We start from the raw sequence: 25,247 nt of genomic DNA on the forward strand, positions 1-25,247 counted from the left end.
AAAATGCCCTTAAGGTTTTATAAACATTAAGAAAATGTTAACCTGATCAAAGGTTCATAATGCTGAAAAGGATTTTAAACGCAAAGGACGCCAAGGGCGCAAAGCTTGGCAAATAATTTCTTCTTGCTCTTTGTTCTTTGCGGTTTATTTTTTTTGTGAACTGTGCAGGAAAACCAGCTATGGAATACTGCCTTTGTTATTTAAACCTGTCCCGATAGTTATCGGGAGAAACGGAAAGTCTCAATTCTTTATTGAGCTTGGAGTTAAAAGCAGTACCAACTTGCCAAAAACCACTACCATTCGTTTTCGAATTTAAATTATAACTTGGTCTGATTCAGCGTTGGTGTTTTACTGGCGTTAACCTGAAAAGTGTTTATTTTATCATCTTCAGTTATCTCTACCATTCTGAAACCCTTATAATTGGTGCCCCAGTTACCGCCAATATGCGCATCAAAAAAGTGTGGTAATTTGTTAGTATAAAATACCGAATCAAGACTATGATCATGGCCATGGAAAACTGCCTTCACATTAGAATAACCATGCAGCAAACTCACCGTGTCCTTACATTCAACAAACGGACTTTCTGGCACCCAAAAGTGAGGTGGGATATGCAAAATCACAAACACCGTTTTTAATGAACTAAATTTGTCTAGTTCTTTTTTCAGGAATGCATTATCCGGACAACGGTAAGTACCTTTTGTATCAGATGTGTTGGCTAATACAAAACCCACTCCATTTTTTTGGAAACTATAATTGTCTTCATAACCAAACGCGGCTTTCCAAATGGCAGCATCTGCATGATCGTGATTACCTGGCACAGCATACACAGGCATCTTTAATCGATCATGGTATTGTTTTTTCAGTTCGGGCAACAATGCTGGCGCATCGTGCACCAAATCTCCATTAAAGATTAAAAAATCAATTGGTTCCTCTGCGTGAGTTTCATTTACCCATTGTACAAAATTCTCATGATCCTTTTTAAAATCAGTCCCTGGCTGACCGTAATGTCCATCTGAAGCAATGGCAAAGCGTAGTTTCTTAACGGGATTAAATTGCTGGGCCGTAGTAGTACCTACGCTCGCAACTGCTTTAATGGCTGGTGCAAAACAGGCCATCGCTAATCCTGCTAAGCTTCCTTTAATAAAAAATCTTCTATCAGACATAACCTTTAATAAATCAATTTCAATATTAGCCTATACATAAAAACTTGACATCAAATCTATGTTATTTATAGATTAAGACTAATATCCAAAATAAAAATTATTTCTATCCGTGTGTCTTATACTTTCATAGCTATAAGGCTGATGTGAGCCTCATTTCTTAACATTCTATTAATATCTCCAACATTATCTTTGCCCAGGTTAAATACCAAGCAAATGGAACACTTAGGCGAACAGGAACTTCTGCAGCTGATCAGGACTGATGATTATACTGCTTTTGAAGAATTGCATCGCCGTTATTATAAATCTTTGTTTACCCTAGCTGCTAAAAAGATTGGGGACCAAGATGACGCTTATGATTTGATGCAGGATATGTTTATTGAACTTTGGGAAAAACGAAGAACATTTTCAATTAACAATCCATTGCAGAACTATCTCAAAAATAGGCTCTGGTTTAAGCTTTCCGGTTATTTTAGAACTAAAGGATTCAAAGAAAAACATTTCCGCAATTTTACCGATTTTTTACAACAGCAACACGCTATCGCTCCTTATATGGACCAGCAGGAAATGCGGGAAATGGACCTTCAATACGAAGTTGTAATGGAAGTAATTAACCGAACCATTGCAGAAATGCCCGATAAAATGAGGAAAGTTTTTCTGCTGAGCCGCAGCAATCAATATTCTATTTTAGAGATTGCCCAACAGCTCAATATCTCTCCAAAAACAGTTAAGAATCAAATTAACATTGCACTTAACCGTATTAGGCAGGCTACCTCCGATCCTTCTATCTCTGCTTTGGAACTTATTATTTTAATTTGGTTAACAATTAGATAACACAAACTTAACGATTAGTTTCTGGGCCTTTTAGCTAAGTACTGCTTATTACTATTGTATGCAGGAAAGAAATCAACTTATAGTACTTTTTCAAAAATATCAGCAGGGCTTGGTAAATGAAGAAGAAAAAACGATGATCGCACGCTGGCTCATCCAACTAGAGCTAATGGGAGAGCAGCTAACGCCAATAGAATTACAGGCCAAGGCAACACTTTCAAGAAGCGAACTTAAAAACCTCTTCTTCCCTACCGAAATACCCAAAGTAAAAGTTGTACGTTTCCCAGTTTGGTTAAAATCGATAGCTGCAAGTCTCTTCATCGCAGTTGCTTTTGGAACCATTTATTACGCCAATCATCATGAAAAGGAGTTACCACTCCTAAATACCTTCCAGCAAACAGTTACGCAAATTGGTGAAATGAAGGTCATTACCTTACCCGATGGTTCAAAAATTACTTTGAACAACCAGAGTAGGTTAAAATATCCCGCTCGCTTTAGTGAAAAAACTAGAGAAGTTCATTTAACTGGAGAAGCATTTTTTGAAGTCGTACATGATTCCAAAAAACCTTTCAAGGTTTTTACTGACAAGCTGAACATACAGGTATTGGGTACTTCCTTTAACGTAACTGCCTACCCAGAGGATGAGCAAATATCAGTTGCAGTAGCAACAGGGAAAGTTGGAGTAATGGATAAAAGCAACAAACAAACTGCTGCACAATTATTACTTCCAGGAGATCGACTTTCTTATCACCGTCTGAATCAAAAATTTAGCAACTCTAAATTGGCAATCTCAGACATCAACTCCTGGGATGTAGGGAAACTAGTGTTTAAAAATGAAACGCTTGAACAAATTACCAAACAATTACAACGCTACTACAGCGTAAAATTCGTATTCAAAAATGATTCTTTACTCAAGAGACAAATCAGCCTAAGAACAAATAACCAGCAACTAGCAACGCTAATGAAGGCTTTAAGTCTTTCTGGTAATTTCCGTTACAAAATTGAAGGCGACCAAATTACACTTTGGTAAGCACAATTAAATGAAGAAAAGGAGGAACAAGCCTATGTAAAACAATCGTCCATTCCTATCAGAATAAAAAAGAGCGAAAGTGGTGGAACACTTCCGCTCAAATACAAGTTTTTCTGATCCATCATTTTTCAAGACAATAAACCATTTAAAAAAACCATGCACAATTCTACAAAAATTAATGTAATTAAACTGCTTTTTGCGATGACGAGATTTACCTTTCTGGTAACTATACTATCCATTACCTTAACAGGAGTGCTGTTGGGCGCTGAGGCAAAATCTCAAGATTTAAACAAAGTTAAAATAACCTTTGCAGCCAAAAATACCACTATAGCCAAGCTATTTGAAAAAATAGAGCAGCAAACTGGCTTCGCCTTTTCTTTTGCCAAAAAAATTGGCGATCAGTCCATTGTATCATTCCAGGCAAAAGACATGTTATTATCTGACATACTAAAGGAACTAGCAATAGTTAAACGTCTTAAATTCACACAGTTTGACGAACTTATCGCCGTTAGTGAGCTACCAATACCTCCAAAACCAGGCCGTATATCTGGAAAAGTAACAGACGATAGAGGTGAGCCTTTGCCAGGCGCATCCATCAAGATCATAGAAACTGGGCAGGTGGCTCAGAGCAATACCGATGGGAGCTATGTCATTAACCTCCAACCTGGCATATATACCCTAGAATATAGCTATATCTCTTTTCAAACCCAGCGCGTTACAGAGGTAGCTGTTACAGAAAATCGAAATACGCCATTAAATATCTCGTTAAAAACTGCTTCAAATGGACTAAAAGAGATTGTTATCACCTCTGATTACAAAAAGGCATCTATTGCGAGCCTATATAAACTGCAGCAAAATACAGCTTACCTGTCAGATGGAATTTCTGCCGAGCAAATCAGTGCTACTCCAGACAAACATGTCGGTGAAACCTTAAAACGCATTACTGGGGTAAGTACAACCGATAACAGAAGAGTTGTGGTCCGTGGTATTGCCGAACGCTATAACGTTTCACTTTTAAACGGAAGTACATTGCCTAGTACTAGTGTGCAGCAACGAGATTTTGAATTTAACCTGATCCCTACAAATTTGGTAGAGAATATAGTGGTCGCCAAATCTATGACAGCAGATATGCCTTATGGCTTTGCAGGAGGATTGATACAGATTACTACTAAATCGGTACCTAACGAGAATTTTCTGTCCTTTAGTGCAGGAACTTCGTTTAACTCACTCACAACTGGAAAAGATTTTATGGGTTATGGCAGAGGAAAGTATGATTATTTTGGTTTTGATGACGGCGAAAGGGATCATTTTCCTGAAGGAATATTTAATCTTGGTGGATTTGACCCTAGGTTATCAGATGCACAAAACAAAATAAAGGCCGCTCAAGTTGGCGAGCAGAATAAAAGAATTGGTGGCACAGAAAGATTGGGCACCAGAATTTTTAAAGCCATGCCTTCTCAAAACTACCAGGTGAGCTTGGGCAGATCTTATGCGCTAGACAGTACAAGTAGAAAAAGAATTGGATTTGTAGCATCGGCAAGCTACCGTAATACCCAATCTAACGATGAAATTGCTAGCATGCGTAGAGGAGATTGGAGCCAACAACCAGTCAGGGGCGATGACCCGACCGATATAAATACTGGAAATATATATGGTTTTAACACTACGATGGCCTTACTTGTAAATGGTGGTTTTAAAACGCCAAGCCATCAAATCAATACCTATAATCTGTACACTCGTATTTTTGATAATAGGTTTAGCAGGATCACAGGTTGGAGCCATGAAAACCCTAAAAACGATGGCGACATGAAATTTCCAGGTACAGCAGAAGATGATCGCCCTAAATTTACCGACCTGTTGCAAAACAAATTGAGTAGCACGCATAAAATTGGAAAAATAAAAATAGAATGGAGTGCAGCAAGAACCGTTTTGAAGTCGATAGAAAAAGATGCCGTATCAGCATCGATTAATACTCGCGAAATTGGCAACATGGCTCCATTTTCTTATTATGTACCAAATAGTTATTCAGATCCAGGTTTTGGCGCTGTACATCGGGATCAATATACTTTTAGAGAACAAAATTTTGATGCAATTCTTAATGTATCTTATGATTTTAGAATTGGCAGCACCTCACATACATTTAAAACTGGTGTAAACTACTTAAAGAAACACGCCGAATTTAATTGGGGAATATTACCGATCAGTATCGGATCCAAGTCAACCGTACCAATAGCCCAAATTCCAATCCAACAATGGGGAAATTACATGGATATGAGTGGACCAGGAAGTAACCTATTCTATTTTCCAGCTAATTATTCCTTAAATAAATTTGAGGCTGAAAGTGCCAATAAAGGTGGTTTCGTAATGATGGACCATAAGTTTTTTTCTAACCTGAGAATAGTTTATGGTTTAAGAGCAGATTATTACAAGTTGGATACAGTAGTAAACGCTGCCAGTTTATTAAGAGATAAAAATAACAGATTGATATTTGCAGAAGAAAAAGACTGGCGTGTCATGCCATCTGCCAATATCACCTATAGCCCTGTTAAAGAGTTAAATATAAGAGCCTCTTATGCTAAATCGGCAGTAAGGCCAGGTATGATGGAAAATTCTAGATTCTCTCGTTTCGATCCTGATTATGGTTCACAAGTAAAAAGTAGTGGTGTATCGAGTACCATTATAGATAATTATGATGCCAAGATAGAATTGTTTCCAGGAGCTGGAGAGTTATTATCAGTAGGCTATTTCTATAAATATTTAGACAAGCCAGCAGAATTTTACCGTTTAGACAGGGAAAATAATGGAGTAGGTTATATCAATATTACTAATTCTGATTGGGCAAAAGTAAAAGGATGGGAATTTGAGCTGCGTAAAAGCCTTGGTTTTCTTGCTGATAAAGTTCCTTTCTTGGGCAATGTATTTTTGAGTGGCAACCTAACGCTCCAAAAATCTACAGTGAGGGCAAGAGAACTGCAAGTTAAGGTATTGGCAGATAACACAGATTCTTTATATTATACCTATATCAAACATCCTCGTGCACTTTACGGCCAGGTGCCCTTGCTTTACAATGCAGGATTGCAATATGTGGGCAAAAAACTGGGACTTAACATAACCTATAATCATGCAGGCTATAAAACTTTTATTACAGCCAGTCAACCAAATTTGGTGGAATATGAAAGACCACGTTCCCAGTTTGATGCACAGATCAGCTATAAATTCCTAAAAGGAAAAATGGAATCGAGACTGAACATGAGTAACCTACTGAATGCTCCTTTCAGGCATTTCATTAACGATGGAAGCACTTTTGACATTATACCTGATGGTGTAGGTGAAGAATGGCAAGACAGGTATAAATATAAATTTGGCTTCACTGAAAAATTTGAAGAAGGTTATGTAGATCCATTAACCAATAGGCGAGTTGGCGACAGGCAAAGTTCTACCCGTTACTTGGGCACCACATTTAGCTTATCTCTTACCTATAACCTTTAATTATACAAATCATGAAAATATATAAAATACATTACCTATTGGTTCTCTGTTCGCTATTACTATTGGCCAGTTGCGAAAAAGATGGCGAAATTGTAGTGAAAAATGTAAAAGCCCTTAAACCTTTTGAGTTGAGGGGATATGTAGTTGGCGATACGCTTGAACAATATTTTGACGGGAAAAAGATCCGCGATTATTATGGCAAAGCTATGCTTGGAACTGTAAGACCAGAACTTGCTTTTACAAATGATGAAATATTGATGCAATTTAAAAACAAACGCACAAAAGAATTAGTGTATGAACAAAAATTTAGCATTAAAGATGCTGATAATGTAGTACCCAAGTTTTTTTATGATGGTTCAAAGTTTTCTAATAAATATGAATATCCTACTGCACAAGGAAAAGACTATTTAGTTAACTTCTATCTTGATGCTCCGAAGGGATTAGAAGCGGTAGATATTGCTACAGATGTATTGGAGTATTATATTGATGCAAATAATCAATTGGTGATTGTTAACGTTACAAGCTTTCCGATTGCAGCGGATTTAAAACCAGGCAAATGGACGCCGTACTATACGCTCACACCGCCACCAACACCCAATCCCACGCAAGCTGGCACCGATTTTTATCCCGTTATTACACTCAAAAATTCTAAAACAAAAAAGTACGTAATTAATGATAATGCTTTTGACAGCTCAATACAGATGGAAATCCCAGATCAATGGACATCTCAAGGAAAAACACAAAGTATGCATATATTGGGAAAAATAAACTCACTCAAGGCCTATTATTTTGAGGTTAATGATTTAGTTCAATATTAATAATTATGAAGAACCCCTAGCTTACTACAAAACATAATAGCATCAATTAATCCCAATTTGCAGCGGAATTAATTGATGCTATTTATGAACTCTCATCTGATTAGCTAAACAACAAATTCCATTTCCAAGAAGAAAACCCCAGTTAGCTCCAAAGTATGCATCAAAAAAATGTGGTAATTTGTTGGTATAAAAGACCGAATCAAGACTGTGTTTTAAACAATTACACAACCTACATAGCTACTCATCGCAATTTTCTGTCGATCATCTGAGATAAAAGAAATCCAAATGTGAAATTCATTACCTTTTTCAGATGAATCGATTTCAATGGTTTCCATGCAATCACGTCTTCTCGCACCACTCAGTTTGCCATAAATTCGCTGATCTTTTACATTATAGGCCATGACCATCACTTGGTCTGTTGCCCTAGGCCATACATTGCCTGCATTATTTGTCCAACTGAAATGAAAACCCACATCGTCCGTTAATACTGTTGGGTTTTCTACACCAATTAAACTGCCATAAGTTAAACAGACTTTGGAGCAATCAATGTCTCCATTTGCCTCCTGTGCATAAAGCATGTTGTAAGATTTGGCTGCATTGTGTGCAGTCATCATCCTCAGCTTAGATTCTAGATTGTACCCTACCCTTACGAAGGGAATTAAGGGTCGGAGAAAATCCTGCATCTTGTTAAAACCAGACCTGCACGCCTTTTGATCGGCTGTGCCTTTTTTGTTTTTTACACTCTTCTTAGGTAACCCTCTCATTACCCATTGTCCATTGAGTGGATAGCCAACTACGCTACCTACTTTTCCTGTGAAACCACCGTTGATTCCGTTTCTAAATGTTGCCATAATTTTTTTAAGATTATGGGATGATTGATACCAAGTTATGTAAAGAATCGTAATGTTGTATCTATTTCTACAAATTTAACTCGGGGTTAAAACGGGGTTTGGTCGGATATGTTTGTCACAAGTCCGAACAAAGTCCGAACCAAGTCCGTCTAAAGTCCGTTTTAACTAGCACGCTTTTACGACTTCTTTACGAACCTCTATTAACTAAAGGTTAATAGAGAATTGGAGAAAAAATGAGAAAAATATGGAGGACCTATCCAAATACAGTAAAAGTGTAGATGAAAAATTTGCTCATTTTAGGAATCAGATTTCAGGATAGCCGGGTGATTTTAATTTAGCTTATCGATATCTTATTTATGCAAGCTATTGTATATATTTAGGTGCTGTAGATCATTTTAGAAAACAGAATGCTAATAAAAAAATACACATCAAATTGGATCAAGGATTTTAATGACATAAGAGGTGTAATCGACAATGGGCTACATGGATTTGTATATAGTATTGAACACGTTGGAAGTACAGCTGTGCCAAATTTAGATTCCAAACCAATAATCGATATAGATATTATTTATGCCGATGAAGCAGATTGGCATAAAATAAAAGCAGGATTAGCAGCCATCGGATATGACCATCATGGAAATCAAGGAATTGAAGAACGTGATGTTTTTAAAAGGAATGGAAAATGTACAAATGAAACTTTAGATACCATAAAGCATCACCTCTATGTTTGCCCTGTTGGAAGCAAGGCATTAGAAAGACATATTTTATCTCGGGATTTTTTAAGAAAAAATGACTGGGCTAGATCGGCATATCAACAAATGAAATATGAATTGGCCGAAAAAGCGAATCAGGATAGAAAGAGATATGCAGAATTGAAGGAACTAAATGTTAATGAATTTATTGATTCAATTATTGAAAAAGAACGCACAACAATGGGTTTAAGAAATAATTAATTAATAACAAATTTATTCCACTTACCCCTTTTTCAAAATCACACTCCTCAAACGTTTTTCATTTTCATCACCCCAATTTCCTAAAGCTGAAATGACAGGAACCAGGGTTTTGCCGAAATCAGTTAAACTATATTCAACTTTTGGCGGAACAACAGGATAGATTTTCTTCATGACCAATTCGTGTTCTTCCAGCTCTTTTAATTGGATAGTTAACACCCTGCGTGAGGCATCTGGAATTTTACGATGTAATTCGCTTGGGCGTTGATGTCCTTCATTAATGAACCACAACAAACGGATTTTCCATTTTCCATAAAGCACTTCGCCAATCAAGTCTAGCCCACAATTCAAATTCAAGGGTATCTTTCTATCATTCATAGGTTAAAGTTAGCCCAATGTTCCAAGCTCTACAATAGGGGAAAAAATTATCCCTATGCAATTCGATTTTCCCTTATTGTATAAACTGATGATACACCTCAATTTTGTAATGTTAATTAAACGCTAACAAAAACAATTAGAAAAATGGAACAAGAATTTAATTTTAACAATGAACTATCGGGTAAAATAGCCTTGGTAACAGGAGGTACAAAAGGCACAGGAAAAGCTATCGCAGAGCGCTTACTAAAAGCAGGTGCTACAGTTATTATTACTGCACGAAACGCACCAGAAAAAGAAAACAGCTACTTGCATTTCATCCCTTCCGATTTAAGCAAGGCAGAAGGAGCACAAAAAGTAGTAACTGAAGTTTTAGAAAAATATGGAAGGTTAGATATTCTAATTAATAATCTAGGTTCTTCAATAACTCCTGCCGGTGGTTTTGCTTTATTAACGGATGAAGATTGGGAATCAACCCTGCAAGCTAATTTGCTTGCTCCCGTACGACTGGACAGAGGATTTTTACCACAAATGATTGAACAAAAAAGTGGGGTTATTATTCATATCGCCTCTATCCAAGGCAAACTACCATTATACGATTCTACATTGCCTTATGCAGCTTCAAAAGCAGCATTGATAAATTACAGTAAAAGCTTATCAAATGAAGTAACACCACAGGGTGTTCGTGTGCTCACGGTTTCGCCAGGATGGATAAATACGACTGCATCTAAAGCTTGGCTTGGTGAGATTGCAAGAAACGCAAAGAGTAGCGTAGAGGAGGCTCAACAAAGTGTTATGAATGCCTTGGGTGGAATACCTTTTGGAAGACCTGCCGAGCCAGAAGAAGTAGCAGAGTTAGTTGGCTTTCTTGTTTCGCCAAGGGCTAATTATTTGACAGGAACAGCATTTGTAATTGATGGCGGAACAATACCAACTATTTAATAATCATTAAAAATCAACAAAATGAATTTACCAAATGTAGTCTCAGAACTAATAAACTCACAAAACAATTTTGACAGCGCAACCTATGCTCAGTGTTTTACCGAGACAGCCGTAGTTTTCGACGAAGGAAAAACGCACAATGGAAGAAAAGAAATAGAAATTTGGATAGAAAAGGCAAATAAGGAATATCAAGCAACGATGAAACCGCTTGAATATTCAGAAATCGAAAACACCTTGAAAACTGAAGTTTCAGGAACGTTTCCTGGAAGTCCAATTACAATGACTTATCATTATGAATTTGAGGACGGACTAATTAAATCACTCAAAATTGTTTAACCCCTAAAACATCCCTAAACCCCTGACCGTTTAAACAAAGTACATTCGGACGTTTAAACAAAGTCGTTTATAACTATACCCTTTACTTTTGTTCCATCAAACAATTAAAATTTAAAAAAATGGAACAGCATAATTATCAAGGTGCATTACAACAACCTATAGGTTCAGGATTTAATGCTAAATCTACAGCTAGTGAAGTTATCAAAGGGATTGACCTTAATGGAAAAATTGCCATTGTAACTGGCGGAAATACAGGGATAGGTTTAGAAACCGTAAAAACACTTTCAGCCGCTGGCGCAACAGTGATTGTACCTGCAAGGGACATTGAAAAAGCAAAAAGAAACTTGGATGGTATTAGACGTGTAGAAATAGAACAAATGGATTTAATGAACCCTAACTCTATTGACACTTTTGCTGAAAATTTTTTGGCTTCAGGCAGACCATTGCCTCTGCTCATTAACAATGCAGGTATCATGTGGGTGCCCTTACGTAGAGATCATCGAGGTTATGAATCGCAACTGGCGACTAATTATTTGGCCTTGTATCAGCTAACGGCTAGGTTATGGCCAGCCTTAAAACAGGCAAATGGTGCAAGAGTAGTGAACGTATCTTCTGGCGGACATCAATTTTCAGATTTTAATTTTGAAGATCCTAATTTCCTACATCGGGAATATGAAACCTTACTGGGATATGGACAGTCAAAAACAGCAGTCAACCTTTTTTCATTGGAGTTTGACAACTGTGCAAAAGCACATCAAGTGCGAAGCTATTCGTTATGCCCTGGTGCGGTTGGTGATACTGAACTTGGGAGAGAAGCGCCAATTGATTTGTTTCAAAAATTAGGCTACAGCGATGCAGAAGGAAATATATTACCCGAAGTTAAAGCATCCTTAAAAACAATTCCACAGGGAGCAGCCACAACGGTTTGGGCGGCAACAAGCCCAATACTAAACCGTATTGGAGGGGTTTATTGTGAAAATGTTGATATAGCCGTTTTAAGTGCTAATGCAGCCCTTATAGGTGGCATTAAATCTTATTCTTTAGATGAAACCAATGCCAAACGATTATGGAAATTAAGTGAAGAGATGACAGGAATAACATTCGACTTTAATTGATATTTCGTAACTTTCTACCACACGAGCAATATGGATTATCAGGTAAATTACATCAACCCCGAAATTAAACTTTCTAGTTATACTGGTAAGTTGTTTAAAACGGAAGCCGCTTTTGATGACCATTTGCTGGTGTGGTTAATTACGGGAGAAACAAAAATTATTCAGGCAGATGAAAGTTTTGTATTTGGAGCGGGGAGTACTTTTTTAATTCCGAGAAATCAATTGGCAACCATTATCAATATACCAAAAGATGGATTGCCACACAAGGCAGTCGCCATGCACTTAACAACCAAAAGATTGAGGGATTTTTATGGCCATGAAAATGCAAGGCAAAAAGTCGTTCTTCCTAAAATTTTCAGTTTTCATCAGCATCCTTTATTAGCAAGTTGTTTGGCTTCGCTAATTCCTTATTTTGAAATGCAGGAAAATTTCCCAGAGCACATCGCATCCTTAAAAATTACAGAAGCAATTGCTATTCTTAAAACTATTGATAAAGATATAGACACTGTTTTAGCCAACTTTGAGGAGCCTGGCAAGATTGATTTGGCGGCTTTTATGGAAAAGAATTTTATGTTTAATATGCCATTGGAAAAATTTGGCTATTTAACTGGTCGAAGCCTGACAACCTATAAAAGAGATTTTTATAGAATTTTTAAACTTACACCCCAACGTTGGTTAACCAAAAAAAGGTTAGAATTAGCACATTATCAGCTTTACGAAAAGAACAAAAAACCAATTGAGGTTTATTATGAAATTGGTTTTGAGAATTTATCACACTTTTCTTATGCATTTAAAAAACAATTTGGATACTCGCCGACTGAACTGATGGAAAAAAAGTCTATCATTAACAATGGTTTAGTGTAATAAATTAAAGCAATCCGTAATTTAGATGACATGAACGTAACGAATCAAATCAAAGAATATATTGAAAGTCAACCAGAGCCAAAAAGTAGTGAAATGCAGGAGTTGCATCAACACATCCTAAAGGCATTACCTGATTGTAAATTATGGTTCTTAGATGGTAAAAACAGTGAAGGTAAAGTTGTTTCTAATCCTAATATAGGTTATGGTTTGCAAACCATGAAATATGCTGATGGTAAAACCAGGGACTTTTATCAAATTGGATTGAGTGCAAATACAACAGGAATCTCTGTTTATATCCTTGGTATTGAGGATAAAAAATTCTTGGCCGAAACCTATGGTACTGCATTAGGCAAAGCGAGCCTAACCGGCTATTGCATTAAGTTTAAGAAGTTAAAAGACATCAACCTTGATGTACTCGAGGAAGCAATACGATATGGGGTTACACAAACACTTTAATATGTTAAATAAAAATTTCACACCCTTCCCTATTTTAAAAACTGAAAGACTTACCCTCAGGCAATTAGAAATTGGTGATGACCAAGAAATTTTCACCTTGCGTTCTGACAGTGAAATCAATAAATACCTCGACAGAAAAAGAAGTGACAGCCTTGAAGATGCTAAGAGCTTTATAAATAATATTCTTACTAATGGTGCCTTATATTGGGCAATAACCTTAGGAAACAATAATAGATTGATTGGCACAATATGTCTTTATGGTTTTTCAGATCAAAATCGCAGTTGTGAAATTGGATATGAGCTTTTAACAAATTTTCAAGGCCAAGGCATCATGCAGGAAGCTGCAAAAAAAGTTATTGATTATGCATTTAACACTATTGAGGTTCAAAAAATTGAAGCTTTCCTTCATAAAGATAACCAGCGTTCTGTACAACTACTGGATAAACTTTCGTTTAAGAAATCAGATAAAGCTGATGAGACAAATCCAGAGTTAATAGGATACTATTTGACAATTTAAAATAAGAAATCATTTAGTATTTTGATATTTGAGGCTTGAAAAACGCTGTAAATATTCATTACTAAATTATAAGTCTAGATACGACTCAATGAACAAACAATTAACGATCTTATTAGTATTACTCCTGTCTTTAACCAGCACTTATGGACAGAAAGTTTACGAGCCACAAATCCTAATACTTGCACCAGACCTTACCAAATATGAGCCATCGTTTGAAAAGGAGATCGTAGATTATAATAAAGAAATTAAGAAAAAAATAAACCTCTCAGAACGAGAAGCAACGCTTAATTCTCCTGACTTTAAAAAGCAACCTGAGAACATACAACTTATAAGCAAGAGTGAAATTGAGTTTTCTAAAGACATTGATTTTTTTAAGCAGGCAAGCATTATAGCTGAAAGTTTTTTGACCTATCGTTTCTATGAGAAATTTCCTAATCTATTAATAAAGCTAAAAGATGCTAAAAGCAATGGCACATTAGGCAATTTAAAAACCTATGCAGACGCTGAGAAACTTCAATATGTTTTAAATTTTGCGTCAATTGAACTTTATAAAGAGAACAAGATAAATTATGCGAAAATTAAAATTCAGCTCTATGATAACATTTCAAATTCAATTATCCTCGAAAAAGCATACATCGGCGACTGGAACAACCCTGGCTTTGAATTTACTTGTAAAGACAAAACAATTAATTGCACTTTAAGTAATGCCTTATCACAAGCACTTGCAGAAGTTATTCATACCATAGCATCAAACAGCCCTACACTAAAAAGAGAAAGACAATTACAAGAAGAAAGATTTGAAGCTTTAATGAAAGATTATTTCAATCGATATTTCGATAAACAAGACTTAAAAGCCATCATTTCTTCATTAGATAGCAATGTTAATACTGAAATAGCATATCAGGCACTTTTTAATGCGGATAAAAGTAAATTTGTAGCCTTCTTTTTAGAGCAAGTTTCCACGCAAGACTTTAAAGCTTTAAAGGACAGTAAAAAGGATAAAAATGTAAAGATCATTTCAGATAAAGGGATAAAAGACAAGGGTTTTTTAGATGATATTCCAAAAACATACGCATATATCGTTAAAGGCGTAAAGCACAAGGATAAGTGGTACCATGAGAAATCTAATGTCACTTATTTTAGTGCCAATAGCTCAAATGAGGGACAACAAGAATTCTTTAATAATCTACAACAATGGAACTTTTTTAAAGAAAACTCAACAGCATTTAATCCAGACTTTTGGGAAACTGAACTATTTGAAAAGGTGCCAGATCTTAGAAAAGATCCCGACTGGGAAAAATACGGAACATCTATGTGGAAAACAGATGAAATTAACAACAGACCCTATATCGGTTTATATAAGATAGTTGCAAATAATTTCAAAAAGGAACTAGAAAAGGAAAATTCAATATTTGATAAGAGCAAAACAGCTTTATTTGCTCAGTTTTACCAGGATCTAAAGGCCAAAAATCCACAAGCATATCAAAAGATATCAGAACATTCTTTAATCTATCCCACAAATAAATCAATTGTACTTAACCCAACTTTAATTACAAGTAAAGATGGGAAAAAGACTATCCATTATTTTGTTATACTAGCCAATCAAAATAATGTTTTTGAATGGACCTATTTTGAGCCAAAAAAGATAACGGATGATTTATATGGAAGTGAGGTTGTAGACCAGATCAGCGGACTTACGGATTGGAATTTTTCTGTAGACAATTTAAATGATATGGATTTCTGGAAGAAATACGTTTTACTGCAAGCAGATGGCAAATACAAATACTTAAGTGAGGTTAGACAATAAGTAAATGACACCAAGAATTGAAACATTAAACGAAAGGAAATTAGTTGGAATGCGCCTAACCATGAGTTTTGCAGACTATAAAATCGCTGAACTTTGGCGAAGCTTCTTGCCTAGGCGAAAAGAAATAACCAACAACTGCACAAATGATTTAATTTCATTGGTTGTTTACGAAGCAAATCATTTTACACATTTTAGTCCATCCAATCCATTTGAAAGGTGGGCTACTATTGAAGTGGCAGACTTTGAGCATATCCCAATAGGAATGGAATCGTTTATTATACCAGGCGGACTTTATGCAGTTTTTGACTATAAAGGCCTAAATACTGACCCCTCCATCTTTCAATATATTCTGGGGACTTGGTTGCCAAATTCGGACTATATTTTAGACAATCGACCACATTTTGAAGTTTTAGGCGAGCAATACAAAAACAACGACCCCACATCAGAAGAAGAAATTTGGATACCCATAAAAACGAAATTATAACATCATGCAAACTGAGGATTTATTAAAACAGGTAGCTTTCATCAAAGAGATTGACAAGTTAAAATATATCCAACGAAAGACTAAATTGTTCAATAGCGACAGGTATGAAAATGACGCTGAACATAGTTGGCATTTAGCCATGATGACCATTGTATTGGCTAATCATGCTGATAAGCCAATAGATGTATTGAAGGTCTTGAAAATGGTTTTGATACACGATATTGTGGAAATTGATGCAGGTGATACTTTTATCTATGATGCTTCAAAAAATCACAGCAATATAGCAGAAGAATTGATTGCCGCTAAACGAATTTTCGGACTTCTACCCACCGCGCAAGCACAAGAATTTATTGCCATTTGGGAAGAATTTGAGGCAGGCATTACAGCTGAGGCAAAATTTGCAAAAACAATGGATAGGTTTGAACCCTTATTGCAAAATACCTCAAACAAGGGTGGTACTTGGGCAGAATTTAATGTACCCTACCAGCAAGTTTATGATAAGAAAAAAGCAATTAAAGATGGCTCTGCAACCATTTGGAATTATGCAGAACAACTACTTACTGAAAGTGTGGAGAAGGGGATTTTAAATAATAAATAACTCCCGTCATCCGATGAATATGGGTAAAATTCAGGTTTCATCGGATGACTAACAAGTAGCAATAGTATAGTGTCAACCGATGAGATTTACAGGGCGCATTATCCCAAAGGGACTCCTTGGGAGTACTCATCGGATGACAAGTGAGTGCGTCATGCTCAGCTTGACTGGGCATCTTAATGCATTTTCACTTTTCAATCGTTCGGTGTCTCACCAACCGAAACACCATACTAATTAAGCGAGTGGAGGCACCAGCCGATAGGCAAACTAAAGATCCTAATTATTCGTTTGAGGGCATTAATAAACTTGTGTATATTTAGGAGTTAGCAGTAATTCAAAAACATCACAATCATGATTCATCATATTTTAAACGGAGATGCTCTTGCCTACAGTTTTCATAATTCAAAAATTACTGGAGATATCATCGTTTTCAGAGAAGCACTTATTGATGGAAACTTATCAGGCGATAATTTAAATGACTTTTGGCATTCAAGGGCTAAATACATTGGAATACCAGCAGCAGCATATCACAACAATGTTGTAAAGGAATTTGAGAAAATAATGAATGCTCCTGACAATTCCGAATTCAACCTTTGGTTTGAGTATGATTTGTTCTGTCAGGTTAACATGTGGTTCGTGATTTCAATTATCAATCGTTTATCAATAAAGAAGAAAGTTTCTATTGTTTATACTTCCCATTTAGACAAAACAAATAAACAGTTTTGGAATGGTTATGGGCAAGCAAATTCAACTGAACTTGTCATTTGTTTTGCTAACAGAACGCTTTTAGATAATACTGACTTACAATTAGGGCAAGACTTATGGACTGCTTATCAAAGCAACAATCTTGACGAATTAATTCGCCTTGCAAAAAATCAATCTTCTGCTTTCCCGTATTTGCAAGAAGTAGTTGAAGCTCATGTTGACCGTTTTCCAAAAAATGGGGCAAAAGGAAGACCTGAAAAAGTTATTGATGACATTATACAAAATGGTGTTACCGACTTTAATGATGTGTTTAGAGAGTTTTGGAATAGGGAAAGTATTTATGGTTTTGGTGACACTCAACTAAAACACCTTTATGATAAAGTAATGCACAATCGCTAAATTGCTTTGGCGTAAAGGCGATTGACGAGATAGGAATAACATTCTTTGCAAATTTCGGCTGGTGGAGACACCAGCCGATAGACAACAAAAACTGAAAAGCAGAAATTAAAACCCGTGATATTTATTATAATTTTTTTAGTTGCCATTGTTATTGGAACCACAATTGGCGTTTATTATATAACTAAATGGTTTGGCTATCCTAAGGCAGCAAAGTATGTAACCATGATCTTTGTTTCATGTCTTTTGTATTTGGTAGATATGGCGGTTTTTGAAGACAGGCTTTTTTCAAAAGGTGATGCAAAGGCACTTGTTGGCGATACAAAAAAAGTATTTAAAAAACGTACGGGTTTATCAATAAGTGACTCTATTAGCAACATTGATGTGAATGACAACTACGAACTACTGGAGGGAGAATTTAGTATTGTCTTCAAGACAACAGAATCTCAAATTAAGTCATGGCTAAATGGCAAGCCACCTTGGAATAATATAAAATGGCATAAGGGTCAAATTCCTCATAAATTAGGGGCTTCAGTTAAATTTAATTTCGCAGACGGAGTTGGTTTGGGGATTTATGATAATGGCGAAAGTATCTATTTAGGTGATAAGGATTTGGTAAAATTACTTAATGACACTACAAATTACTATAGTTACGTGGAAGATTGTTGTTCTGATGAAAAAGGCTTAAGATTTCACGATGGAAGACTTTTGATACTTCAACCGCGAACCAGAATGATATATTATTCAGTTTGGGATTTTTAGGGAACAACAGCTGCTAACATAGGTTTTACAAATTTTTGGGTAATAGTTGCTATGCGAGTTCAGTAATTATTTATTAAGTTAGTGCTTGCGATAATTGAAGTAAGTAAATTCAAAAATTTGCAAAGCCACAAAACCTTAGTGGCAACTCTAAAAGACAAGACAACATTGAAACTATTCAACTTCATAAAGCGACAACCCAAAACGGATTTCTCACCTGAGCAGACGATAAGACGTTTGGTTGACTATATGCCCGACTTTTATAAGACACACAGTCAGTTTATTAATTGTGTTGAATTTTTAGACAACAGAGAATGGGAGCTTGCACTCGACAGTTTAATCGAACTTGCGAACGAAACAGAGCATTACTTTTCAGAAGACTTTTGGCTTGGACTTGCAGACGCTGCTGATAAAATGGATTTAACAGATGAAGCAAAGTATTGTCGAAAGCAAATCAATCGAAACGAACGAGACATAAAATTAAAGACACCATTTGGCTGGACAACTATAAAATTTGACGACACACATTTTCAACACCATATCTCGGAGAAACTTAAAGAAGAATGGGCAATTGAAAGACGTGAAAAAGGTAAAGTCCAAGAATTAATAGCGAAAGAAGGAGTGCATCTAAAATCACACGGACGAAGCGGTTTTTTATACATTACAGACAATGGTAGAATTGCCGAAGTTGAGTTTGAATTAGGAATGAATGGGCTTATTATGTATTTCAACAGTTTGACAAATTGGTCATTACCGACAAAGCAAACACTAACCGCTAACGAGAAACAGAAAATAAAAATTGATATTAATAACTGGGCGACAAAAACAAAAAATGCAATCGAATTTGACGACTGAAAGAAGAGCAGATAATGAAAAAACTTTTAACACTAATAATTCTATTTGTAGGACTAAATCAATCATACGGACAAACCCTAACTTATGATGACTTTAAAAGTTTAATTCCTTATCTAAAGACAGAAGACTGGAAATCTGCATTTAAAGAATCAAGCAAACTATTAACAGCAGAAAAAGACACCTCTGATTTTCATGCTATTATACTATACATTAATATTTTTTCTGCTGCTGGTATGGTTACAGAAAACCAAATGTCTTACAAGGAGCTTGAACAAAATGTAATGAAATTTCAAGGACAAAAGATCATCATGCCTGCTCATCCCGTGACAACAAAAGACGGTGCTTTAAGCCAACTAAAATTTGAAGTAACAGATTCAACAAATACAGCTTTTACTTCTGCGGCAAACTCCACAGGTACAAACATTCTTTGTTTTGAAAAATTTATATTCAAAGACAAAGTTAACCTTGACGATTTTACTGAGAAATCAATTGTTCGCTGTGGTGGAACACTTGAAAAAATAGAAACCAATCCTAATAAATCATTAATTTGGATTTTACGATTGACAGTTAAAGACGCTTTTGCGAGAAAGGCAAATTAACACCGCCATCCGACAAGTCGCGGAGCGTTACTTGCAATTTTGGCACTTATTTTTTTTGGTATAAACGGTTCTAGTTTTTCATGCAACCGTCGACACCTTTACGGTCCCAAAGTTAAATTTGGCGAGCTGTTAAAGTTGTGTAGATTACTTAATGCTTTTACAAAAACTATGAATTGGATTAAAAAAACATTTGGAAGCCCTTTTAAAATCTATCTCTTCGGAATTATACTATTCTTAGGATTTTGTGTTATAGGAATTCCGATTCTAAGCATAGGACATTCTGGAGGAGAACAAGTTCCCATGACTCTTATTGCCTATGCTTTAAATTACTTTATATATGGGCTTTTTTTTATTAGTATTTTAACCTCTATCCTATTTTGGATTTGGTTTAAAAAATATTGGTATATTAATTTGATAATATTTATTTTAACTGGGGTTTTAATAGTTCCAAGTTTAGTCTCCGAAATTTATGACGACAGACAACCTGATTTGACAGTAAAATATCTAAGGCCCGTATCTAAAGCTGTATTCTTGAAAGATAGCCTAAATGCTGAATTAGCCATTGACTGTTTAATAGTCTTTAACAATAGACTTTATGGTGGGACAGATGTTAATGATGGAGTACTTGACACTATAATTTATTCTCCATCTGGAAATCAAATCTTCATCATTTATGCTAATAAATTTGAATCGAATGATTTGGGGAATGATTTAGATCCAGCATATTTTTCAGCTAACAAGCGGGGCAAGGATAATGAATGGGAATTAGAACCTGGGCTTAACAAAGTCCAATTAAGCGGCAGCTACCAAACCATAAAGGAGCTAAAAGAAGCTGTTAGAAAATTCTATTTCAATGAATATAAATTTAAACCAAGTGACAGTTTGGAAGAAAACTATTTTTGGAAAACAAAAAAAGATCGTTAATAATTGCACCTAACAACGGTTAGCAAAAGTGGCGGAGAATCTCTCTACAACCCTTAATCTTTTAGTAACTTTATCTAAACCGCCACCATTGCCAAGCCGCAAAAAACGTTATACGAAATATTAAAAACTCTGCTAATAATGAAACTCTTCATTTTTTTCATCTCAATACTAATCATTAGTTGTTCTCGAGAAGACACAAGAAGTGTAATAGCGATTAAGCCTGAATGGAAAGAGTTCAATTCCAAAGATTCAATTCCAAAACAGCTGAACGCTGTTTTATTTGCATTAAACGGTGAAACAAAAATTGCAAATCCAAATGAAGATTATAATGCAACTGATGTTGTTGAGATTGAATTACTCGATCGAAAATTGCGGTTATTGTCAAAAAAAGACAGTAATTGGAGAATGATTTATGAGGAAGGTGGTATTGCGAACTATGATGTCTACATAGAATGTGAGATTCGTAATGATTCTCTCTTCAACGTAAAAATCGGATATCCATCTCAACTTATAGAAACTAATGATAATCTTACAGCATTTTTAAAACAAGGAAAAATGCAATTGCATAAAATGAAAGTTAGTTATAAGTAAATAATTCGTACAACAACAGGTTTAGAAAATTGCTAGCAAAGTCCGCTCACTCCTTTCATCACTTTTTATTAAATTTAGTGCTGTATTACAGAGGCACTATATATAATTTCGTGATTTCCTAAATCTGAAAAACGGTAACAGTCACTTCAAACTAAATGCTACACACAACACCTCAATTGATCCACAAATGGAAAGTTTAACAATAAAGCAAATGGTTAAGAAACATTCGGTTTTGATATGCTTGGTCATTTCCGTGATTTTGATCGTTATAGCAGCCTCAGTTTATCCCGGTGGCTCATTGCTCGACAAAAATTCTATAGGTTTTGACTGGTCAAAAAATTTCATAAGTAATTTGTTTGCAGCAAAAGCGATAAATGGTTCAGTAAACCCTGGCCGGATTTGGGCAGTTATTGGAATGGCATTTCAATCGGTTGGTTATGGTATCTTTTTTATCAACATGTCAAAAAAAATACCTTTAAGACTATGGGCTAATATTTTAAAATTTATAGGCGCTGCCAACATCTTACTTATTTTCCTAATTGCAACACCGTTGCATGACCTGGGAACAATATCAATCATTTTAACATTGTTTGGTCTATTTACCATTACTATATTTATCCTAAAGTCAAAACTTCATTTACTTAAATTCTGCTGTATCATTTGCTTACTCACTTTTTACTGTTTCTTTTCTCTATTCGGTTTTGGTTATATGGATTGGGCAATCATCATGCAGAAGGTATATAATGCAAGCTCGATACTATTAGTTTTAGGATTAGAGTATTTCACTAAACATGAAGACTTTAGCCAGATTAAATCGGAAAAACAAAAAACATAACTCGAGTTTACCAAAAAGCAACGGTACGTTACAACGCAGACACATTTGTGGTAAAAATAGGCCATCGCAAAACGTTAACGGTAATTTAAAATGACTGACAACACGATTAAAAAAAGGACAATTATTACAACATTCATTTGTGTCGTTTATCTCCTGCTCACATTTTTTTTCTATCATATTGACAAGCATTTAACTGGAGCTGTTTTCATTATCTTGACGCTGCTCATCCCTACATTTTTTATTGCTATAGTAGTTTACGCTATCAGCGGAATAAATAAAATCTTTCGAAACAGAAAAAAATTAACTTTAATGCAGTGTTTGCCCGCAATTATTACTTTAACCACCTTGACTTATGCAATTTTCAGTCCATACCGACTTGACTCTGAAAGATTAGAAAGCGAAGTAGAAATTAGGGCTTGTTACGAAGGAACGCAAAACCAAGCTTACATCAAATTCCGAAAAGACAAATCATTCGAATTAAATTGGACTGGCATTTTTGGTTATGATGAATGGTGGACCGGGCAATGGAGCAAAAAGGGTGACTCCTTATTGTTAAAATATGATGGTAAAAGAGCCAAGCAACTTGGCGACACAATTTTAATTGCCAACGGATACTTAAATCCAATAGGGCATTCGGTTGACAAGGCAAAATTTCCACGACCAATGTTTTATCTTGGATATTGCAGAAATGAAAATTAAAATGGTAAACAGACGATAAAGAAAAACTATTTTTCTATCGGTCAATGAGACGCCAGCCGATAGGCAAAAGAAAAAATTGACACAGAAATAAAAAAAAGACAACAATACACCTAACAGTTATAGAAATACAACTAAAAGTAGCGCATAAACAACTAATGGTAGCGGACAAAAATGTTCAACAACAATGAGGCAGAATAACTTTGTAGCATCAATAAAAACATAAAATTATGATGCTAAATTCAAAAACAATTGGCAATAAAATTGCCGAAGCTAGAAAGAAAATTAACCTTTCACAAGCAGAACTTGCTCAACAAGTTTCAATCAGTCCACAAGCAGTAGGAAAATGGGAACGTGGCGAATCTATGCCAGACATCTCCACTTTAAACAGACTCGCAGAAATTCTTGGAGTTGACCTGAACTACTTCTCTGACAGTTTTAAGACAAGGGAACTTGAAACCACAACTTATGAGCAATTTAACAAGCCCACGGCAGAGAAAATAACTCCAAAACCAAAAAATAAAGCAGAATGGAATTGGGATATGTCTCAAGGAAACTGGGTTGATGCTGACTTTTCGGGTTTAAAGAACTTGAAGGAGAAATTCAGTTCTTCAAACATGAAAAACTGTAAATTCATGAGCTCTGATTTGTCGGGACTTATTCTAGGAAAGAATAATATTGAATTGTGTGATTTTTCATTTTCAGATATGAGAGACAGTAAAATTCAATCTTCAAACCTTTCAAATAATAATTTCAATAAATGTTCTTTTATAGATGCTGAACTTTTTAAAAACAATATTGAAAAATGCAATTTCTCTGAAGCAGACTTTTCGGGTACAGAAATTACAGAAACAAATTTTGAGCGCAATGATGTTAATGATGTAGTTTGGAAGTTCACTAAATTTCTAAAGTCTAACATAAGCAATGTTACTTTAACAGGAACTTTTGAGGATTGCCATTTTGAGCACTGTGCTTTTTATGGCGTTAAGTTTGAAAACGCAATCATTCTAAATACCTTTTTCAAATATAATGAAAGGTTTAAAAAAGTTCAATTTGTAAACTGCAAGGTGGACAGTATAACTTATGCATTTTTGAAAAATAACCAAGCAAATTTAACAGGAATTAGTATAATAGAGATACCGGAATAAAAAACATAACTCGCAACATTATTTTGTCAAAATGGCTCGAAAATCTTTTATGAAATGTTAAATTGCATAAAGTTTATTCGAGCCATAGGCTTAGCGTAACAGCACGTTATATGCCATTTTAAACAGACAAAGAGTTCAACAATTTAATGCCCTGTACTAAACGTAAAAGAGGATCATGCAAGAAGAAATTAGTAAACATTCAAGAAAAATCTACAAGACAGTAAAGGATCCAAAGCATACTTTTAGCGAAAAAGCTAAAGAAATTACGATTGAAATTTTTATAATCGTTTTTGCTGTATCGCTTTCTATTTGGCTGCATGGCTGGAGTGAACACAGACACGAACAAAAGGAAGCAAATAAATTCTTGAAAGAATTAAATGAAGACCTTGCTGCTGACATTAAGGTACTTGAGGAAAACAAAAACACAGCAACCATGCTGAATAACGATTATAAGTTTATGCTTGCTTTGAAAAAGAATAAAACAAGCGACAGCCTTATTGGTTCACATACTAATTTTTCACTGCTAAGTACAAATTTTAATGTAGGGAGATATGAAGGTTTTAAATCTAGTGGAAAAATTGGAACCATTGAAGATGACAAAATAAAAAACAAAATATTAAGTTACTATCAGCAAACTATACCCAATTTAACCTCTAGGGTAAACTTCATCAATGCAGAACAATTAAGGATACTGGATGTAGATGCAGGAAATCTTTCGCTAAATGATGTTTATACTACCCAAAGGATGCAATCAAAGTATTTTAACCTTCAGTACAATACAAATTCTCTTATAGCCACGTATGAAGAGGTTATAAAACAGCTTAATGAAATCATCTTGGAAAACAAAAAGAAAGAATAAAATGATAAAAAAACCACTATCAGCATTAACAGATCAAGAACTCTTACAAGAGGCAAAAAAAAGGAAATCAACTGCCATAATCGATGCGGTATTAATTGGATTTTTAATAGGCGTTGTGTTTTATAGCATAGTAAAAAGCAGCTTTGGATTTTTGATGCTCATTCCTATATTTCTCGCTTATAAGCTGATTAATAAACCAAAACATGATAACAAAGAATTGGAAGCTCTTTTAAAAGAGCGGAATTTAAAATAAAAGGTGA

28 protein-coding genes are annotated in these 25,247 nt (G+C 35.3%); 25 read left to right on the plus strand and 3 right to left on the minus strand.

The window, feature by feature from the left end; translation table 11 throughout:
- Positions 1 to 317: 317 nt before the first annotated feature.
- Complete coding sequence (locus tag EZ428_RS15825) at positions 318 to 1,163, minus strand: metallophosphoesterase family protein (RefSeq protein WP_131554162.1); 846 nt, start codon at positions 1,161 to 1,163, stop codon at positions 318 to 320.
- 213 nt (positions 1,164 to 1,376) lie between these two features.
- Between EZ428_RS15825 and EZ428_RS15830 the strand changes: the two genes are divergently transcribed.
- The 4 genes from EZ428_RS15830 (at position 1,377) to EZ428_RS15845 (ending at position 7,328) form a co-directional block, all read left to right on the plus strand.
- Positions 1,377 to 1,994, plus strand: a complete 618-nt coding sequence (locus EZ428_RS15830; RefSeq protein ID WP_131554163.1) for a sigma-70 family RNA polymerase sigma factor — start codon at positions 1,377 to 1,379, stop codon at positions 1,992 to 1,994.
- A gap of 58 nt (positions 1,995 to 2,052) precedes the next feature.
- Positions 2,053 to 3,021, plus strand: coding sequence for a FecR family protein (locus tag EZ428_RS15835; RefSeq protein ID WP_131554164.1), 969 nt, complete (start codon positions 2,053 to 2,055; stop codon positions 3,019 to 3,021).
- Positions 3,022 to 3,177: 156 nt separating this feature from the next.
- Positions 3,178 to 6,510 carry a TonB-dependent receptor gene (locus EZ428_RS15840; RefSeq protein WP_131554165.1) on the plus strand — a complete coding sequence of 1,111 codons (3,333 nt, stop codon included), beginning with the start codon at positions 3,178 to 3,180 and terminating at the stop codon, positions 6,508 to 6,510.
- An 11-nt stretch (positions 6,511 to 6,521) separates the two neighbouring features.
- Positions 6,522 to 7,328: a hypothetical protein gene (locus EZ428_RS15845; RefSeq protein WP_131554166.1), complete on the plus strand. Its 807-nt coding sequence runs from the start codon at positions 6,522 to 6,524 to the stop codon at positions 7,326 to 7,328.
- 212 nt (positions 7,329 to 7,540) lie between these two features.
- Here EZ428_RS15845 and EZ428_RS15850 read toward each other — a convergent pair whose 3' ends face one another.
- Positions 7,541 to 8,179, minus strand: a complete 639-nt coding sequence (locus tag EZ428_RS15850; protein ID WP_131554167.1) for a DUF6266 family protein — start codon at positions 8,177 to 8,179, stop codon at positions 7,541 to 7,543.
- Positions 8,180 to 8,586: 407 nt separating this feature from the next.
- Between EZ428_RS15850 and EZ428_RS15855 the strand changes: the two genes are divergently transcribed.
- The gene (locus tag EZ428_RS15855) at positions 8,587 to 9,132 is read left to right on the plus strand and encodes a GrpB family protein (protein WP_131554168.1); all 546 of its coding nucleotides are present in this window, start codon (positions 8,587 to 8,589) and stop codon (positions 9,130 to 9,132) included.
- Positions 9,133 to 9,153: 21 nt separating this feature from the next.
- On the opposite strand, the gene EZ428_RS15860 is transcribed toward EZ428_RS15855, so the two are convergent.
- Positions 9,154 to 9,507, minus strand: coding sequence for a winged helix-turn-helix transcriptional regulator (locus EZ428_RS15860; protein WP_131554169.1), 354 nt, complete (start codon positions 9,505 to 9,507; stop codon positions 9,154 to 9,156).
- Between the two features lie 144 nt (positions 9,508 to 9,651).
- Between EZ428_RS15860 and EZ428_RS15865 the strand changes: the two genes are divergently transcribed.
- The 20 genes from EZ428_RS15865 (at position 9,652) to EZ428_RS15960 (ending at position 25,240) form a co-directional block, all read left to right on the plus strand.
- On the plus strand, positions 9,652 to 10,446 hold the full coding sequence (locus tag EZ428_RS15865) for an SDR family oxidoreductase (RefSeq protein ID WP_131554170.1): 795 nt from the start codon (positions 9,652 to 9,654) through the stop codon (positions 10,444 to 10,446).
- 21 nt (positions 10,447 to 10,467) lie between these two features.
- Positions 10,468 to 10,782 carry a nuclear transport factor 2 family protein gene (locus EZ428_RS15870; RefSeq protein WP_131554171.1) on the plus strand — a complete coding sequence of 105 codons (315 nt, stop codon included), beginning with the start codon at positions 10,468 to 10,470 and terminating at the stop codon, positions 10,780 to 10,782.
- 119 nt (positions 10,783 to 10,901) lie between these two features.
- A complete protein-coding gene (locus EZ428_RS15875) occupies positions 10,902 to 11,897 on the plus strand; it encodes an SDR family NAD(P)-dependent oxidoreductase (RefSeq protein ID WP_131554172.1) in 996 nt (331 codons plus the stop codon).
- Between the two features lie 30 nt (positions 11,898 to 11,927).
- The gene (locus tag EZ428_RS15880) at positions 11,928 to 12,761 is read left to right on the plus strand and encodes an AraC family transcriptional regulator (protein WP_131554173.1); all 834 of its coding nucleotides are present in this window, start codon (positions 11,928 to 11,930) and stop codon (positions 12,759 to 12,761) included.
- A gap of 30 nt (positions 12,762 to 12,791) precedes the next feature.
- The gene (locus EZ428_RS15885) at positions 12,792 to 13,217 is read left to right on the plus strand and encodes a DUF1801 domain-containing protein (RefSeq protein ID WP_131554174.1); all 426 of its coding nucleotides are present in this window, start codon (positions 12,792 to 12,794) and stop codon (positions 13,215 to 13,217) included.
- A gap of 1 nt (position 13,218) precedes the next feature.
- Complete coding sequence (locus tag EZ428_RS15890) at positions 13,219 to 13,734, plus strand: GNAT family N-acetyltransferase (protein ID WP_131554175.1); 516 nt, start codon at positions 13,219 to 13,221, stop codon at positions 13,732 to 13,734.
- Positions 13,735 to 13,822: 88 nt separating this feature from the next.
- Positions 13,823 to 15,541, plus strand: a complete 1,719-nt coding sequence (locus EZ428_RS15895) for a hypothetical protein (RefSeq protein WP_131554176.1) — start codon at positions 13,823 to 13,825, stop codon at positions 15,539 to 15,541.
- 4 nt (positions 15,542 to 15,545) lie between these two features.
- The gene (locus tag EZ428_RS15900) at positions 15,546 to 16,025 is read left to right on the plus strand and encodes a GyrI-like domain-containing protein (protein WP_131554177.1); all 480 of its coding nucleotides are present in this window, start codon (positions 15,546 to 15,548) and stop codon (positions 16,023 to 16,025) included.
- 4 nt (positions 16,026 to 16,029) lie between these two features.
- Positions 16,030 to 16,623: an HD domain-containing protein gene (locus EZ428_RS15905; RefSeq protein WP_131554178.1), complete on the plus strand. Its 594-nt coding sequence runs from the start codon at positions 16,030 to 16,032 to the stop codon at positions 16,621 to 16,623.
- 348 nt (positions 16,624 to 16,971) lie between these two features.
- Positions 16,972 to 17,724 carry a DUF1835 domain-containing protein gene (locus EZ428_RS15910; RefSeq protein WP_131554179.1) on the plus strand — a complete coding sequence of 251 codons (753 nt, stop codon included), beginning with the start codon at positions 16,972 to 16,974 and terminating at the stop codon, positions 17,722 to 17,724.
- 114 nt (positions 17,725 to 17,838) lie between these two features.
- Complete coding sequence (locus EZ428_RS15915) at positions 17,839 to 18,483, plus strand: hypothetical protein (RefSeq protein ID WP_131554180.1); 645 nt, start codon at positions 17,839 to 17,841, stop codon at positions 18,481 to 18,483.
- A gap of 81 nt (positions 18,484 to 18,564) precedes the next feature.
- On the plus strand, positions 18,565 to 19,335 hold the full coding sequence (locus EZ428_RS15920; protein ID WP_131554181.1) for a hypothetical protein: 771 nt from the start codon (positions 18,565 to 18,567) through the stop codon (positions 19,333 to 19,335).
- A gap of 14 nt (positions 19,336 to 19,349) precedes the next feature.
- A complete protein-coding gene (locus tag EZ428_RS15925) occupies positions 19,350 to 19,934 on the plus strand; it encodes a hypothetical protein (protein WP_131554182.1) in 585 nt (194 codons plus the stop codon).
- Positions 19,935 to 20,102: 168 nt separating this feature from the next.
- A complete protein-coding gene (locus EZ428_RS15930) occupies positions 20,103 to 20,858 on the plus strand; it encodes a hypothetical protein (RefSeq protein ID WP_131554183.1) in 756 nt (251 codons plus the stop codon).
- 138 nt (positions 20,859 to 20,996) lie between these two features.
- Complete coding sequence (locus EZ428_RS15935; protein WP_131554184.1) at positions 20,997 to 21,449, plus strand: hypothetical protein; 453 nt, start codon at positions 20,997 to 20,999, stop codon at positions 21,447 to 21,449.
- Between the two features lie 187 nt (positions 21,450 to 21,636).
- Complete coding sequence (locus EZ428_RS15940; protein WP_205945731.1) at positions 21,637 to 22,284, plus strand: hypothetical protein; 648 nt, start codon at positions 21,637 to 21,639, stop codon at positions 22,282 to 22,284.
- Between the two features lie 318 nt (positions 22,285 to 22,602).
- Positions 22,603 to 22,983 (plus strand): hypothetical protein, encoded by a 381-nt coding sequence (locus EZ428_RS15945; protein ID WP_131554185.1) that lies wholly within the window; start codon positions 22,603 to 22,605, stop codon positions 22,981 to 22,983.
- A 227-nt stretch (positions 22,984 to 23,210) separates the two neighbouring features.
- The gene (locus EZ428_RS15950) at positions 23,211 to 24,128 is read left to right on the plus strand and encodes a helix-turn-helix domain-containing protein (protein ID WP_225871079.1); all 918 of its coding nucleotides are present in this window, start codon (positions 23,211 to 23,213) and stop codon (positions 24,126 to 24,128) included.
- A 175-nt stretch (positions 24,129 to 24,303) separates the two neighbouring features.
- The gene (locus EZ428_RS15955; RefSeq protein ID WP_131554186.1) at positions 24,304 to 24,987 is read left to right on the plus strand and encodes a hypothetical protein; all 684 of its coding nucleotides are present in this window, start codon (positions 24,304 to 24,306) and stop codon (positions 24,985 to 24,987) included.
- Between the two features lies 1 nt (position 24,988).
- Positions 24,989 to 25,240, plus strand: a complete 252-nt coding sequence (locus tag EZ428_RS15960) for an FUSC family protein (RefSeq protein WP_131554187.1) — start codon at positions 24,989 to 24,991, stop codon at positions 25,238 to 25,240.
- Positions 25,241 to 25,247 lie beyond the last annotated feature (7 nt).

It is taken from the genome of Pedobacter frigiditerrae, from assembly GCF_004331645.1.
GTDB lineage: Bacteria > Bacteroidota > Bacteroidia > Sphingobacteriales > Sphingobacteriaceae > Pedobacter > Pedobacter frigiditerrae.

What these genes read in the sequence shown, in the direction of transcription:
- EZ428_RS15835 (WP_131554164.1), top strand. Translation starts at nt 2,053, where the DNA reads ATGCAGGAAAGAAATCAACTTATAGTACTTTTTCAAAAATATCAGCAG.
- EZ428_RS15855 (WP_131554168.1), top strand. Translation starts at nt 8,587, where the DNA reads ATGCTAATAAAAAAATACACATCAAATTGGATCAAGGATTTTAATGAC.
- EZ428_RS15890 (WP_131554175.1), top strand. Translation starts at nt 13,219, where the DNA reads ATGTTAAATAAAAATTTCACACCCTTCCCTATTTTAAAAACTGAAAGA.
- EZ428_RS15930 (WP_131554183.1), top strand. Translation starts at nt 20,103, where the DNA reads ATGAATTGGATTAAAAAAACATTTGGAAGCCCTTTTAAAATCTATCTC.
- EZ428_RS15825 (WP_131554162.1), bottom strand. Translation starts at nt 1,163, where the DNA reads ATGTCTGATAGAAGATTTTTTATTAAAGGAAGCTTAGCAGGATTAGCG.
- EZ428_RS15845 (WP_131554166.1), top strand. Translation starts at nt 6,522, where the DNA reads ATGAAAATATATAAAATACATTACCTATTGGTTCTCTGTTCGCTATTA.
- EZ428_RS15960 (WP_131554187.1), top strand. Translation starts at nt 24,989, where the DNA reads ATGATAAAAAAACCACTATCAGCATTAACAGATCAAGAACTCTTACAA.
- EZ428_RS15840 (WP_131554165.1), top strand. Translation starts at nt 3,178, where the DNA reads ATGCACAATTCTACAAAAATTAATGTAATTAAACTGCTTTTTGCGATG.
- EZ428_RS15900 (WP_131554177.1), top strand. Translation starts at nt 15,546, where the DNA reads ATGACACCAAGAATTGAAACATTAAACGAAAGGAAATTAGTTGGAATG.
- EZ428_RS15955 (WP_131554186.1), top strand. Translation starts at nt 24,304, where the DNA reads ATGCAAGAAGAAATTAGTAAACATTCAAGAAAAATCTACAAGACAGTA.
- EZ428_RS15850 (WP_131554167.1), bottom strand. Translation starts at nt 8,179, where the DNA reads ATGGCAACATTTAGAAACGGAATCAACGGTGGTTTCACAGGAAAAGTA.
- EZ428_RS15950 (WP_225871079.1), top strand. Translation starts at nt 23,211, where the DNA reads ATGATGCTAAATTCAAAAACAATTGGCAATAAAATTGCCGAAGCTAGA.
- EZ428_RS15935 (WP_131554184.1), top strand. Translation starts at nt 20,997, where the DNA reads ATGAAACTCTTCATTTTTTTCATCTCAATACTAATCATTAGTTGTTCT.
- EZ428_RS15885 (WP_131554174.1), top strand. Translation starts at nt 12,792, where the DNA reads ATGAACGTAACGAATCAAATCAAAGAATATATTGAAAGTCAACCAGAG.
- EZ428_RS15880 (WP_131554173.1), top strand. Translation starts at nt 11,928, where the DNA reads ATGGATTATCAGGTAAATTACATCAACCCCGAAATTAAACTTTCTAGT.
- EZ428_RS15910 (WP_131554179.1), top strand. Translation starts at nt 16,972, where the DNA reads ATGATTCATCATATTTTAAACGGAGATGCTCTTGCCTACAGTTTTCAT.
- EZ428_RS15865 (WP_131554170.1), top strand. Translation starts at nt 9,652, where the DNA reads ATGGAACAAGAATTTAATTTTAACAATGAACTATCGGGTAAAATAGCC.
- EZ428_RS15830 (WP_131554163.1), top strand. Translation starts at nt 1,377, where the DNA reads ATGGAACACTTAGGCGAACAGGAACTTCTGCAGCTGATCAGGACTGAT.
- EZ428_RS15895 (WP_131554176.1), top strand. Translation starts at nt 13,823, where the DNA reads ATGAACAAACAATTAACGATCTTATTAGTATTACTCCTGTCTTTAACC.
- EZ428_RS15925 (WP_131554182.1), top strand. Translation starts at nt 19,350, where the DNA reads ATGAAAAAACTTTTAACACTAATAATTCTATTTGTAGGACTAAATCAA.
- EZ428_RS15870 (WP_131554171.1), top strand. Translation starts at nt 10,468, where the DNA reads ATGAATTTACCAAATGTAGTCTCAGAACTAATAAACTCACAAAACAAT.
- EZ428_RS15875 (WP_131554172.1), top strand. Translation starts at nt 10,902, where the DNA reads ATGGAACAGCATAATTATCAAGGTGCATTACAACAACCTATAGGTTCA.
- EZ428_RS15940 (WP_205945731.1), top strand. Translation starts at nt 21,637, where the DNA reads ATGGAAAGTTTAACAATAAAGCAAATGGTTAAGAAACATTCGGTTTTG.
- EZ428_RS15860 (WP_131554169.1), bottom strand. Translation starts at nt 9,507, where the DNA reads ATGAATGATAGAAAGATACCCTTGAATTTGAATTGTGGGCTAGACTTG.
- EZ428_RS15905 (WP_131554178.1), top strand. Translation starts at nt 16,030, where the DNA reads ATGCAAACTGAGGATTTATTAAAACAGGTAGCTTTCATCAAAGAGATT.